Source organism: Wolbachia endosymbiont (group A) of Lasioglossum morio (assembly GCF_947250585.1).
In the GTDB taxonomy this organism is placed as follows: domain Bacteria; phylum Pseudomonadota; class Alphaproteobacteria; order Rickettsiales; family Anaplasmataceae; genus Wolbachia; species Wolbachia pipientis.
The window spans coordinates 305,249-319,196 of sequence record NZ_OX366327.1 but is presented as its reverse complement, the minus strand read 5'-3'; the positions used below and the strand labels follow the sequence as shown (position 1 = coordinate 319,196).

The 13,948-nt window shown below is 35.0% G+C and carries 9 protein-coding genes and 1 pseudogene; 4 read left to right on the top strand and 6 right to left on the bottom strand.

The features are described 5' to 3' along the window. Positions 1–4 precede the first annotated feature (4 nt). From wmk (OOK89_RS01555) to OOK89_RS01530, 6 genes and pseudogenes are all read right to left on the bottom strand, one after another. A complete protein-coding gene (gene wmk, locus OOK89_RS01555) occupies positions 5–946 on the bottom strand; it encodes a WO male-killing family protein Wmk (protein ID WP_264719141.1) in 942 nt (313 codons plus the stop codon). 64 nt (positions 947–1,010) lie between these two features. After that, a pseudogene (gene wmk, locus OOK89_RS01550) lies at positions 1,011–1,848 on the bottom strand (WO male-killing family protein Wmk). A 364-nt stretch (positions 1,849–2,212) separates the two neighbouring features. Next, positions 2,213–3,520, bottom strand: a complete 1,308-nt coding sequence (locus tag OOK89_RS01545; RefSeq protein WP_264719140.1) for a hypothetical protein — start codon at positions 3,518–3,520, stop codon at positions 2,213–2,215. Between the two features lie 224 nt (positions 3,521–3,744). Continuing rightward, a complete protein-coding gene (locus OOK89_RS01540; protein WP_264719138.1) occupies positions 3,745–4,425 on the bottom strand; it encodes a JAB domain-containing protein in 681 nt (226 codons plus the stop codon). A gap of 162 nt (positions 4,426–4,587) precedes the next feature. Beyond that, positions 4,588–5,427 carry a WO male-killing family protein Wmk gene (wmk, locus tag OOK89_RS01535; RefSeq protein ID WP_264719299.1) on the bottom strand — a complete coding sequence of 280 codons (840 nt, stop codon included), beginning with the start codon at positions 5,425–5,427 and terminating at the stop codon, positions 4,588–4,590. A 75-nt stretch (positions 5,428–5,502) separates the two neighbouring features. Continuing rightward, positions 5,503–6,414, bottom strand: a complete 912-nt coding sequence (locus OOK89_RS01530; RefSeq protein ID WP_264719137.1) for a hypothetical protein — start codon at positions 6,412–6,414, stop codon at positions 5,503–5,505. A gap of 588 nt (positions 6,415–7,002) precedes the next feature. Between OOK89_RS01530 and OOK89_RS01525 the strand changes: the two genes are divergently transcribed. From OOK89_RS01525 to OOK89_RS01510, 4 genes are all read left to right on the top strand, one after another. Continuing rightward, complete coding sequence (locus OOK89_RS01525; RefSeq protein ID WP_213863264.1) at positions 7,003–7,899, top strand: Rpn family recombination-promoting nuclease/putative transposase; 897 nt, start codon at positions 7,003–7,005, stop codon at positions 7,897–7,899. 20 nt (positions 7,900–7,919) lie between these two features. Further along, entirely contained in the window at positions 7,920–8,633 is a 714-nt protein-coding gene (locus tag OOK89_RS01520) for a pyrimidine dimer DNA glycosylase/endonuclease V (protein ID WP_015588934.1), read from the top strand. A 109-nt stretch (positions 8,634–8,742) separates the two neighbouring features. Continuing rightward, positions 8,743–10,215: a cytoplasmic incompatibility factor CifA gene (locus OOK89_RS01515; RefSeq protein WP_264719135.1), complete on the top strand. Its 1,473-nt coding sequence runs from the start codon at positions 8,743–8,745 to the stop codon at positions 10,213–10,215. Positions 10,216–10,268: 53 nt separating this feature from the next. Continuing rightward, complete coding sequence (locus tag OOK89_RS01510) at positions 10,269–13,700, top strand: cytoplasmic incompatibility factor CifB (protein ID WP_319803646.1); 3,432 nt, start codon at positions 10,269–10,271, stop codon at positions 13,698–13,700. The last annotated feature ends 248 nt before the right edge of the window (positions 13,701–13,948 follow it).

Below are 13,948 nucleotides of genomic sequence, written 5' to 3'. Positions count from 1 at the left end.
TTGCTCAGCCAGTTGTTCGCAAGATAATATCAATAGCAACACCTGCCTTAACTAGATCCTTTGCAACCCTGATTTTCTCCGCTTTTTTAACCTTTTCTTTGCCAGTCTGCATTCCTTCAGATAGAGATTTGACTAACGCATCCAATACATCCCTTGATCCTTGGTCCTCAATTTCTTTGTATCCACCTATGAACCTCAATAGCTCATTTTCATATTCTGTTGGTTCAAGAAATAGAGCTTTAATGTTAACTGATAATGCCTTTGCTATCTTATCTAATATTTCAATTGGAATGTCTGTGTATCCTTGTTCATAGTCGTGTATTTCCTTAAGTGTTGAACCGATTTTATTTGCTAACTCCTCTTGAGTGTATCCCCGTATTAATCTCTGCTCTTTTATCCTTTTTCCCACTTTGTAGAGTATAGAATCAGTACAAATTTCTTTCTCTGTATCATCATATTCGTAACTAGACAAGCGAGTCGCTTGGGAAATAATATCAACTGAAACTCCTTCTTTAACTAGATTCTTTGCTACTTCTATTCTAACTTCTTCTTGACTAATTTTTTCGCTAACATATACAAATCTTACTAATGGATAAAGCTTCTTGCGTAATTCCTGATCCTTAATTTCTATATGTATTTTTGTTAGATAGACTATTTCTTCATCCTCATCTTCATACCAACTGTTTTCCTTCAGTTCTGTTGGTCCTGGAAGTAGATCTATAACACTAACTGATAGTGCCCCTGCTATTCTATATAATTCTTCAATTGGAATAGGGCTATACCCCAGCTCATAGTTGTTTATTTCTTGGTACGTTGACCCAATCTTACTTGCTAACTCTCTCTGATTGTACCCTTGTATTAACCTGCAACTTTCTACTTTTTGTCCTATCTCGTAGTTTATAGAACCAACCGGGTTAAAATCGCTTTTTCTTACAGAAGTAAACATATATCCTCATCTACAGAAACAAACCTATATATACAGCACGCTAGACTATTTTACTATAAAAATTTTAACAGATAAACCAGCCGTTTGCGAGATCAGAAACCCCTTCTTTAACTAGACTCTTTGCAATTTTTTGCTTCTCTAACCTTTTCTTCGCAAACCCGTATGCCTTCAAATAAAGATTCTGTTAGTATGCGGCGTAATTCTTGACTCTCAATCTTTTTGTATTCTTCTATTAAACTTGATAGCTCATTTTCTCTCTCATCTTCTGTCGATTCGGGAAGTAAATCTACGATACTAATTGATAATACCTTTGCTATTTCATCTAACGTTTCGAGTGAAACGGCAGCGCGTCCTTGTTCATATTCGTATATTCCCTGATTTGTTATCCCCCCGATTTTATTCGCTAAATCTTCCTGAGTGTATCCTCGTCTCAACCTCCACTCTTTTATCCTTTGTCCTACCTTGTATGGAATTTTTTTCTCCTCATATTCACCAATAGATAAGCGCGAAACAGAAACTCCTTCTTTAACTAAACCCTTTGCCACTTTCACTGCTTTTCCACTACTTTCTTCATTAACCCGGATGAATTTTGTTAATAAGTAAAATATTTTGCGTAATTCTTGACTCTTAATCTCTTTATATCTTCTTGCTATCTCTTCTCCTTCAAAACACCTTTTTGATACTGCTTGTCCGGAAACTAGATCTTTAACACTAACTGATAATGCTTCTGCTATGGCATATAATTTTTTAATTGGAATTCTACGTCCACCTTTTTCGTATTGCAATATTAGCCAGTACTTTACACCGATTTTATTCGCTAGATCCTTCTGAGTATATCCTTGCTTTAACCTACAATTTCTTACTTCTTGCCTTACTCTGTAGTTTATAGAATCAGGAGCCACTCTTTTTTACACGAACTTTAAAACAAATATATATCCTGTTCTAAGATTTTATTAAAGTTCTTCCTTAACTTTTAACTGCAAAAACTTAAGACATCCAAATCGGCCAAGAAAGAGGTAAGCGCTCGGAAGCTAATCTTAGAGCTTTTTTTATACTCTTTTATCCATCGCCCTAATCCACTAACCTAGCTTTCTTGCTGTCCCTGCTATTGGCATCTCCGATTTTTTAGCTAGTTCTACAGCTCTCACCTTAAATTCTACTGTAAACTTTTTTCTATGTGACACATTATACATCTTATAAAAATTAAAAACTTCCTTCTCCACTCTTTTTAAGTAATCGTTGTAAGTGGAGAAGGAATTCGGTTGTTTAACGTTCCACAGAGGTTGCTTTACTACCCCCATGTACTCTATCCACCCACGACAATGTTTCATTCTTGCCAACTGCCTTTATTTCTTCTGTGGCCCTCTTTTCACTCCATATGCCACACCGTGTGAAACCTCCTTCTCTTATTGCCTTTTCGATCGTCTTTCCTCCTAACAGACAATTTTCCATTATTTCTCCTCCTTCTTCTTGTAATTTCTCCCACGTTTCTTTGTCTTCTACTATTACTTGTACTTGACCGTAATTTTCTGCATCGTGGCACAATCTAATTTTTAGCTCACCAAGGCTTGAATGAAGCGTCATTTGAAAATCGCTGTTATCTGATAGATCAACATAATTTCTTGTACCTCCTTTTTCGCTTCTTACTTCAATTTCACCATTGTCTATTTTTATTATGTAACTTCCTGATTCTATCCATCCTTTGTTTAGACCCAAATTGCTTGTACCTTCTATTACTTTCGCAGGCTCTACTCTACCACCAGAAAATTTCATATAAAATGTATCGTTGTCTATTTCTACCTCTTCTACGCTTCCTCCTTGAACAGCATTTTCACCAGCTTCTTTCAGCTTTTGAAGTCGCTCATTTATCTGCGGTTGAATATTTGGTTGCAGTTTGCTGTAAATTTCGCTTGCAAGTTTATCATTTAACAGATCGTAACCAAATGTTGCGCCTCTCAACATTAATGCACCCACAATCTTTTTCTGCTCATTTTTTGTGAATTGGTTCGAAAGTATTTTACACATCACGATATCAGCAAAACTACGCTGTCCATCATAATATGCATTCATCCTTACTCCTTTACCTATTGCTTGTTTTAAGGCTTCAACCACTTCATTTATGTTCTCTGCTTTTATTACTGCATCTTTAAACTGGTTCAACTTCTCATTTTCATCCCAACTTGGCTCTATCTTTTGCAGCGGTGAGATAAATGGATTTGATTTCCTTGAACGACCTTGTCTGCTATAATGATTATTAAGTCCTTCTTCCGAGTTGCTTGGTTTGTCACGACCATCTTGAGAAGAAGGCTTTTTACTTTCAAGGTTCTTAGCCTTCTTATTAGTCGTTTTACTTGAAAAGGCGGACAACAGGTTTTTCTTTCCAGCAATAGCATCTAATATCTCCGGTAATTTGCTAAGATCATCGCCTGCAGGGATAGACTGCTGGTTTTTCTTAAAGATGCCTACAATAGCTTTAGATATGCTATTATCCTTCGACAATACGTCAAGATCAATGTTTAATTCGTAAGTATTTCCCTCTTTATCATTAAAAGGTACAATTATTTTATTACTCATATTAGCCTCCGCTATTTAAAATACTTTCTAAGTTTACACCGAGCTTTATTACTTTATTGTTAACTAGATGTATGCTTTCTCATTAATTATAAGGGTAATTAATGTGTTTGCAAATATTTTCCTGCATTCAAAAGAACAACTTTTGGGACATCAAAAAGCTGCTCAGTACTTCCTAATAACGAATTTTTACTTCAAATTACCTTTGAGCAGCTCTTCTTTTCGGACTATAACAGTCCTTCTTTCTTAAGACTAAGATAACTTGCACTTGTAATGATAATGTGGTCATATAACCTAATCTCTATAGTCTTACAGGCTTCAGCCAATTTTTTAGTTACAGCTAGATCCTCATCTGATGGCTTTAAACTTCCGCATGGGTGGTTGTGCGACATTATCATTAACTTTGCTTTTTCTATTATTGCTTTTCTTGCCACTTCATGTATGCAAATAGGTACACTATCCTTTTTACCAACATACACTGTTTCCCCTATTAAATGGAACTTTTGATCCAAATATATTATTATTGTACATTCCTTTTCTAAGTGCCCTATACATGCCTTTAAATATTCTACGAGCTTTTCCAAGTTACCACCTATTACAGGTCCTTTCTTTAACTCTTCTCTCGGCACCCTCTTTAAAGCTTCCTTAAGACATAAAATTGCTGTAACTGTAGAGTTGGTTACCCCTTCTATAGTTTTCAGGTCATCTATTTCCAGACTTGAAATCCTTCCTATTCCTTTAAAACGATCCATTAGCCTTTCAGCAATAATGCTAGCTTCGACCCCATCATGCGCTCCACTCAGAAACGTTTCTATTATTTCACGATCTAGTAAAGCATGTCCTTTGCTTACCAATGCTCTGAACTCTATTTCTTCTCTACGATCTTTACTTTTATTGTTATTATTCATATAATATATCCTTCACTAATAATAAATTATTTTTAAATGTTTACTGCTATTTTTTTAGCAGTATTGGCATAAGGCCATGGCTTTCGCGGGAAGTCAAGTCAATTTTTAAATTTTTTTTTGTTTATTTTTTTTATGGAAATGCAAAAGATATTAATATTTCGTTTAAAACTTATGGCCAGTCGTTTGTAAGATAATATCAACAGAAATTCCTTCTTTAACTAGACTCTTTGCAACTTCGATCTTCTTTGCTTCTCTAACCTTTTCCTTACAAACACGTATGCCTTCAAATAAAGATTTGATTAGCACATCGCGTAACTCCTGGCTCTCAATCTTTTTGTATTCTTCTATCAAATTTGATAGCTCCTCATCTTCTGTCGATTCGGGAAGTAAATCTACGATACTAATTGATAATACCTTTGCTATTTCATCTAACATTTCGAGTGAAACAGCAGCGCGTCCTTGTTCATATTCGTATATTCCTTGATTTGTTATCCCCCCGATTTTATTCGCTAAATCTTCCTGAGTGTATCCTCGTTTCAACCTCCACTCTTTTATCCTTTGCCCTACTTTGTACGGAATACGAATCTTTTTCTCCTTATTACTATATTCATCAATAGATAAGTCAGTTGTTCGCGAGATAATATCAACAGAAACTCCTACTTTAACCAAACCCCTTGCTACTTCTATTTTCACCGCTTTTCCGCTTCTTTCCTCACTAATACGGATGAATTTGGTTAATAAATAAAATATCTCGCGTAATTCTTGATCCTTAATTTCTTTATGTCTTCTTACTAGATTTAATATCTCTTCTCCCTCATTTTCAAAATACCTTTTTGATACTGCTTGTCCGGAAGCTAGATCTCTAGCACTCGTTGATAATGCTTTTGCTATGGCATATAATTTTTTAATTGAAATTTTACGTGTTCCTTTTTCATATTGTAATATGACCTGATATTTTGTACCGATTTTACTTGCTAAATCCTTTTGAGTATACCCTAGCATTAGCCTACGATTTCTTACTTCTTGTCTAACTTTGTAGCTTAGGCTTTCTGCCAATTCACACACTAATGTCTTCTACTAGAATTGTTGCTTAAATAATTTCTCCCTTTCGCTTATTATTTGGTCGCTTTTGTCCTCAACCCCTCTCATCTCTCTTTCTCGTTCTTCTATAATAAACTTCATAACCTCATCTGAATATTTGCTCTCTCCACTTGCAAGTTCTGATTTTAACCTTCTTACTTTATATTCCAATTCCATAAACCTTTCATGTTTTTTCAGCGTCTCTATCATCTGATTTATTTGTGATAGTAATTCTCCTTCTTCTAAGCCTTCTGCTATTTTTATCAGCAATAACTCATCTATTTTATAATTTACTCCAGATTGAACTATAAATAGGTTGATCATTGCTCTTATATCAACAGGCTTTGCTATTAATACGTCAACATTATTACACACAAAACGTTTTAAACTTATATTTTTTTCTAGATAATTTTTCATATCCTGCGATAATTTTTCCTTTAATTCTTCATATGCTCCTGACAGCAACATCTCTAATTCCTTAAAAAACTCAATCTCTCTATCACCCGCCACAAGAATCATTAGCAGATGTTTTACTAACTCTCTATCGTTTGATTTGATCGCCTGATAAATTGCTTTTTCTCTATTCTCTTTCAAATCATAAAGTTCTGATGAATCACTAAGGCTAAATAAATAGTTTGTAGCTTCTCCAGAAGCATAGGCAATATTAATTTCTCTTAATGGATGACCATCATTAAACTTTTCTAGTAACTTACTATCAATAGTTTCTTCTATCGCAACAGCCACTTTACTCAACTTCTTTAGCTGATCTATACCGTCTCTTGAATCTCTGGATGTATTTTTAACTTCATTTAGCACCTTGCTATAAAGACTTTGCTTTTCCTCACTGCTTAATAATGCACAATGCTCCTTCAGTTGTTCAGAAGTTTTAGATAGAAGTTGTATTAACATACGTTTTGTTGAAAATGCTCACGCTATATTATAGAATTTTTAATTGAAAATCATGCAAAAATTTATATTGCTATGGTCTTCAATTTATGTCTCTTTTTTGGTAGTTTTTGTATTTCAGCTTTTTAGTTTCTTTTCTAATCTGCTTCCTCGTTTGCCAGTGTACATTACTACTTTTTTTGTATTCATACTTACTCAGATATAACTTCAATTGTAAAATTTTCCACTAAAAATTATTGAATACTATTTTTGAGTTATTTATAATAAGGGTGTGGGAGGTTAATCTCACGGTGTTAGGTAATTGAGTTTTTACGCTCGTATTTTTATTAGGCTCTCACACCAAAAATAAGTGTTTTTAAAGTTCTTTATAGCTACTAAATTCATAAGTTCATTTGCCGTGGTTTTTAGGCGCTTTATGAGGGGGTTATAAAAAGATGTATAAAAGGATGTTCAAGACCTAAAATCCCATTCTAAGGTCATCTATGGAGGTCGTTTTTTCATCGACACTCTTGAATCTTACCTAAAAATAAAAACGTTGAATATTTCTTCAGAATTGTGTATAATTATTAATGCTTTTTAGGTTTTTTTCTCATGGCTCTTTCGAAGTTTCTCGACCCCAAAAATGATATATCTTTTCGCCGTATCTTCGGTACTGAAAAAAATAAAGATATTCTTATTCACTTCCTCAATGATATCCTTGGCTTCACTGACAAAAGTGCAATAAAGGATATAGAGTTTCTAAGTACTATTCAAGACCCTGATATTGCTGCTAAAAAGCAAAGTATTGTTGACGTTCTCTGTAGAGATGAAGATGGGGTGCAAGTGATCGTCGAGATGCAGGTCGCTAAAACTAAAGGCTTTGAAAAACGTGCCCAATACTATGCAGCTAAAGCGTATTCAAGACAAGCCGATAAAGGTGATCAATACCAAGACCTTAAGGAAATTATCTTCATTGCTATAGCAGATTGTATCCTGTTTCCGGACAAGTCTGAGTATAAATCAAAGCATACTATTCGGGATGAAGATACTAATGAACACGATCTAAAAGATTTTTACTTCATATTTATTGAATTGCCAAAATTTCCAAAAACCAAAGAGGATCAGCTTTCAAATATAGTTGAAAAATGGATCTACTTCTTTAAATATGCAGATGAGACTAGTGAAGAAGAGCTGGAAAAAATAATAGGTAGTGATGTAATAATTAAAAAGGCCTATGAAGAACTAAATAGATTTAACTGGTCAGAAAAAGAATTTATTGCCTATGAACAGGAAATAAAACGTATTCTTGATGAACAGGCTGTCCTCGCTCAAAAACTTGATGATGCTACTGAAAAAGGTAGAGAAGAAGGCATCCTTATCGGACATGAAAAAGGCAGAAAAGCAGAGAAAATTGAGGTCGCAAAGAATCTACTAAAAGCAGGTGTTTCTATTGATATTATAGCTCAAACTACTGGTCTTACAGCTAATGAAATTAAAGACTTAAGCTGATTCTATCTTTGGATGTTTAGATGAACATCTTTGTACTAGATGAAAACCCAGAGATTGCGGCAAAAATGTTATGTGATAAGCATATAGTAAAAATGCCATTAGAAACTGCTCAGTTATTAAGTAATGTTTTTTCAATAGCATTAAAAGCGCCAAATCCTTTTGTTAGTGTCATAGATCAGGATATAGAAGTTCCATATAAACTCACTCACAGCAATCATCCTTGTTCTTTGTGGGCTAGGCAATCGAAAGGAAACTTTTGTTGGTTGATAGAGTATGGAAAAGAATTGTGTAAAGAGTATACACAGCGATACAAAAGGAAGCATAAATCAGAGGAAGTAATAAATTGGTGTGATAGTAATAAGGATTTACTCATTTTTCGATCAACTGATATGCAAGCTTTTATACAAGCACTGCCGGATCAGTATAAATGCAGCAGTGCTGTGGAAGCTTATAGGAGATATTATCTCAAGGAAAAGATGAGATTTGCTAAGTGGGAAAATGGCAGAGAAGCACCAGATTGGATAATCTGCTACACAACACCACAGCTAATACAGCTCATAAATAGAGAAGCCATCCAAATCGGACATGAAAAAGGCAGAGCCGAAGGCAGAAAAGCAGAGAAAATCGAAGTTGCAAAGAATTCACTTAAGGCCGGTGTCTCTATAGATGTTATAGCTAAAATGATCGGCCTTTCTATTGATTACATTAAGGACATTCAAGAAGAAAAGTTTTAGCCATAACGTTTTTTTTATTAAGTCCTCTATTCTAGTAATTTTTATGTTGCAATCCATTCTAATGTATGTACAATGCCTTTTTTATATAAATACTTAATAGGAGGGGTTAATGCCAACACAGAAAGAGCTTCGGGCTACGATGTCCAAAAAATTACAGGAAGCTATTAAACATCCAGATCCAGCAGTTGCTGCCGGGAGGAAGTCAGCTATCAAGAGATGGGTGGGAGTCCTTCAAGATAACTTTATGGAGCACATAAAATACTTTAAGGGTGATAAGTTGAAGTTTTTGCACAATGTATTCCAAGATGAAGGTTGCTGGTCAGGTGTAAGGTTGGATAATGCTGCTTTAGGTCAAAGGTTTACTGAAGAAAAAATAGGTGGAATAGATAATCCACTTCGCAAATATGAGATGGCTTGTAGTTACTGTGTGGTAGATAAAATTCATCCACTCTTTCAAAAAAGATTTGAATCTTATAGGAACAATTTTCCTCCTGGTGCATTTGATGGTAAAACTGAAACTGAAATTGGCAAATACGTACGAAAATCGTTACTAGATAGCATAAAGAGGAAAGGTCCTGTGTTTGATTTCTGGATCGATAGAGAATCTGGGGGATTAAAGCAACCAAGTAACGCGTCAGAAGGTTTTGACAGTGCTGTAAAACTTAAGTGGAGTGAAGGAGTAGAGTATTTTTATAATCATTTAAAAGAAGAAGATAAGGAAAAGAAACTTACAGAAGCTATTATTGCTCTGTCTCGCGTTCAATCTGTTGAGAAAGATGCTCCTATTTTAGATTTTTGTGTAAGGAATATAGGTGATAAAGATACTCTTTTACAGAAATTGCTGCAGAAAGATAAGGGAGTATATTCCCTTCTTGCTGAATTAATAGAGTCATGTTTTTTTGATACGGTTCATGATTTGGTACAGTGCTGGTGTTATGAGGAAGCTTCAGCACGAGGTGATCATTCAAAGGAAATACTCTCACAGGATGAGTATGACCTCCTTCTTTACTCACTTTCAAATGTAATGTTGAAAAATCCTGAATCAAATGTTCAAGCTAGATCTCTTATTATGAAGATTTGGAAATGTGACTGCTTTATTGAATACAGAAAGATTTCTGTTAATATTTCTAATTGTATAGTTCCTATACAGGACATGCTTGCAGGGTTAATAATTAACTGGAAACGAGAAGACATTTATAAGTCTGATGAGGAAAAAGAAGTAGAGAAAAAAGAAATATTAGATGTAATATTATTTGCTAAAGATTGCTTTCCTGAAAAGTTTGAGTTCTTTAAAAAATTAATAACAAAAAATCTTAGATTAGCTGGAAGACCAGGTAAAAAAGTAAATGTGGATTACGGTCTATTTGCGGAAGAATTATTCTCTGAGTTAGAGAAAACAATTTTACCACCTGTAGGTGATGGTCCTTGGAATAATTTACGGTCACGATCTAAAGCTCATGGTAGTAAGGAAACAACTTTGCCAGTTGATGATGGTCCACAGTCTGAGCTTGGAACTCCTAGTGTAAGTGGTGTTTCTTCTTATAAGAAAAAAAGCGTCTTTACGCTTAGTGGTAATAAGTAATCCACTTATGAACTCTTGGTGTTTCTGGTCGTAGTAAATAAGGGGTATTTTGTATGAGTAATGGTGATGGATTTATTAGGAGTTTGGTGGATGGAGATCTTGAAGGATTCAGACAAGGATTTGAATCTTTTTTAGATCAATGTCCATCTTTTTTGTATCATGTGAGTGCAGGTCGTTTCCTTCCTGTATTCTTTTTTAGTATGTTTGCTACTGCACATGATGCTGGTATCTTAACTGCAAATGAGAGAGTCTATTTTCGTTTTGATAATCATGGTATTGATACAGGTGGTAGGAATAGAAATACAGGAAACTTAAAGGTTGCTGTTTCAACTCGTAGTCGTGACGGACAGCGAGTTGTCAAGTGTTACAGCATTTCTGATCGCCCTAACAGTGATGGGTTAAGGTTTAGTACAAGGGAGAGAAATGCTCTAGTGCAAGAGATTAGACGGCAAAATCCGAATTTAAGGGCAGAAGACCTAAATTTTGAGCAATATAAAGTATGCATGCATGGAAAGGGCAAGAGTCAGGGAGAGGCAATTGCAACAGTATTCGAGGTGATTCGTGAAAAGGATTTTAGGGGTAGAGATAAATTTGCCAAATATTCAGCATCTGAGATTAGTCTTCTTAGACAACTCTTAGGAGATCACAGATTGACAATTCAGGAAATAAAAGGAAGACAACTCAATCAAAATCAGCTCAGACAACTTGATAGATCAGTCAATTTTGCACAGGTAGCACAAGGTCAACAAAGGATTGACAACTTTATGGAAATACTAGCAAATAACCAAAGACAAAATGTAGAACGTAGAATGCACAGGGAAGTTTTGCCATACATAACTGACATCTATGATAATTGCAGACAAGCGCTAGAAAATAATATTGAAAATCGCAATCAAAAATTTGAGAGTCACGGGTTTTTATTAGGTTTTTTAGCAAATTTTAGTCATCGCTACACAATAGGCATCGATCTTGACTTATCTCCTAGAAACTCACATGTTGCATTTCTTGTACGTCACCAAGCAGAAAGAGAAAATATTCCTATTGTTGTTAATCTTGCTACAAGGGCACCGTCCAATATCGCATTAAACCGCGCCAGAAGTCACGCTGAAAGATTGCATGTTTTTTCATTTATACCTATCCATACTGAATCAAGAAATACTGTCTGTGTTGGATTAAATTTTAATTTAAATCTAGATCCTTTTAGTGTTGATACAGTAGGGCTTCAACAGGATAGATTTCCTTTAGTACAAAGATTGTTTGAGTATATAGAAGATGAAGAGGTTGGAGAGAATATTAGAGATTTCTTGCTTCAACATCTTCCTGGTGAAATACCAAGAAATGCAGATAATTATAACAGAGTATTTGATTGTATAACTGGTTTTACTTTTGGAAGTAGTGCTTTTGATAGGCACCCTTTAGAACTAGAAGAAGAAGACGAAGCACCTATAACAAAATACATATTTAGACATGGTGATGAGGGTTTAAGATGTTTAACTATGGTCTTTCATGCTGAAGGTTCTGATATAGTTATACTTCATATTAGAGCTCACGATGCACAACAACAAGGAGCAATCAATTTAGAAAATCTTAATATTAATGGAAATAATGTTCATGTATGGGAAGTTTCATGCACACTTAATGACCAATTTGAGCTAGATATTGATCAACCAAATGACCTTGGTTTATATCACGATTACCAAAATAATAATGCAAATAATTTTCTTGATGGTGATCTTGCACAAGTACCTAATGCTGAAAATGTACATGGTATTTCAGAAAGGGTTATGAATGATGGCTGGCAAGATGTAGGTCATCATGGAGAGCTGTTTCAAGAGATCTCTGGAATATTGATGCCACTTAGGGACGCAATAAATGTTAATAGTGAGGATAAGTTTCGTTCTATACTACATGGTACATTTTATGCTAGTGATAATCCTTATAAAGTGCTTGCTATGTATAAAGTTGGTCAAACATATAGTTTGAAAAGGGGTCAGGAAGAAGAAGGAGAAAGGGCAATACTCACAAGAATTACAGAACAGAGATTAGACCTTTTATTATTAAGGCAACCTACAGCAGATACTCATCCAATTGGATATATATTAAGATTTGCTGGTAATGCAGAAGAAATAATACAAAAGGAGAATAACGCAAAAGATCAAATAAAAGAACTTATAAACAAGCAGAGAGGATATGTGCCTATTACTTCTGGAAATGAGGTGGTTTTACTTCCTCTTATATTTAATGCAGGTGCAGAGAGAGTAGAAGGTCTTATATCTATTCCAGAAGGAATAGGAAGAGAAGAGTATGTACATAGACTTGATCGTGGTGGTCGTGACTCAAGACCAGGAGTATTAGTGGGACCTGAAAGTGTTATTGATGAAAATCCACCAGAGGGTCTATTATCAGATCAGACTCGTGAAAATTTCAGGCGCTTTTACACGGAAAGAAAACCAGGACAGAACTCGATTTTTTTGCTTGATATAGATGATAATCTGCACGTTCCATTTAGTTACTTGCAAGGTACTAGAGCACAGGTAATAGAAACATTAAAGTCAAGAATAAGGAGAGGTGATAATTCCATTCCTACAGCACAAGAGATAAGAAGACAAATAAGAGATATTCTTAGAAATCAAGGGATAGAAGTAAATGATCTACTTACGCTAGAATTTGCGACGAGAAATGGACATTATGATTACTGGCTTCAACAAATTGATATAGCTCACGCTGGAAGATTGCGATATCAGCTTCGTACTGAAGGTAATCACACTTTTGAAGTAGCTAATTTGGCAAGGAATGACGGTAACGAGCACATTGTTAGAGTATTAAATCAATTTAGGGAAAATGAAAAACAACAGCGTTTAACTTTAATCATTACTTTAAATAATACTCATTGGGTTACACTAGTGATTGAACGTCAAAATGGGAACTATGTTGGGTACTATGCTGATTCAACTGCTACTGCTGTTCCAGGTGGTATTACTGATATCATTCAAAATAACTTAGGAAATAATATCAGGATTAATAATGTTTCTGTTAGTCAGCAAACAGATGGTTGGAATTGTGGTTTATGGGCATTAGAAAATGCTAGTGATATTAATCGAGTTCTAAACGAAAATCCTGTTGGGCAAGTGCAGAATATCATAAATATAATACGCGATTTTCTTGGAAGAGGCCACCCAAACAGAGATAGAAATTACTTTCAGAACATAAGAGTGGGCATTTCGCAATTATTCAGGAATAATCCGGGATTTCAAGATGTGCAATTGCAAGCATACATTCAAAATAGAGAACAAATTGATCCATTACTACGTACTTATCTAGAATTAGGATATCACAGAGTGGGAGGAGGGTGTGGACCAGTAGAAGCACCTATATCGCTTGGTGTTAGTGATTCCAGTAATTTTGGTGACCTGCCACAGTCAAGCTTAGAAAGTCCTGAAGCTAGTCGTGTTTCTGACCTTAGCCAAGGTAAAGGCGGTAGGTAGAGGTAATCGGTAGATGAAAGGAGTGTAACAAAAACCTTATGCATCAAGTAAAGATTGTGAGCAAATTTAAAGAAGTTAAGGTGGGTAACCTGTTTTTTTCTACTTGCAGCAATGTTTCAAAAAGTATATGTGTCGAGTTGGGTAAAGTTGAAGGAGGTTCTTAAATGAGCAACTATTAATTTGGTAGTGTATAACATTAATAAATTTAAACGATGCAACCATTTCCAGCAACCAAAACCAGCCAGCGT

Excerpts from the sequence above, each read along its gene's own strand:
- OOK89_RS01515 (WP_264719135.1), top strand. The coding sequence starts at position 8,743 with ATGCCAACACAGAAAGAGCTTCGGGCTACGATGTCCAAAAAATTACAG.
- wmk (WP_264719299.1), bottom strand. The coding sequence starts at position 5,427 with ATGCTAGGGTATACTCAAAAGGATTTAGCAAGTAAAATCGGTACAAAA.
- OOK89_RS01530 (WP_264719137.1), bottom strand. The coding sequence starts at position 6,414 with ATGTTAATACAACTTCTATCTAAAACTTCTGAACAACTGAAGGAGCAT.
- OOK89_RS01510 (WP_319803646.1), top strand. The coding sequence starts at position 10,269 with ATGAGTAATGGTGATGGATTTATTAGGAGTTTGGTGGATGGAGATCTT.
- OOK89_RS01545 (WP_264719140.1), bottom strand. The coding sequence starts at position 3,520 with ATGAGTAATAAAATAATTGTACCTTTTAATGATAAAGAGGGAAATACT.
- OOK89_RS01540 (WP_264719138.1), bottom strand. The coding sequence starts at position 4,425 with ATGAATAATAACAATAAAAGTAAAGATCGTAGAGAAGAAATAGAGTTC.
- wmk (WP_264719141.1), bottom strand. The coding sequence starts at position 946 with ATGTTTACTTCTGTAAGAAAAAGCGATTTTAACCCGGTTGGTTCTATA.
- OOK89_RS01520 (WP_015588934.1), top strand. The coding sequence starts at position 7,920 with ATGAACATCTTTGTACTAGATGAAAACCCAGAGATTGCGGCAAAAATG.
- OOK89_RS01525 (WP_213863264.1), top strand. The coding sequence starts at position 7,003 with ATGGCTCTTTCGAAGTTTCTCGACCCCAAAAATGATATATCTTTTCGC.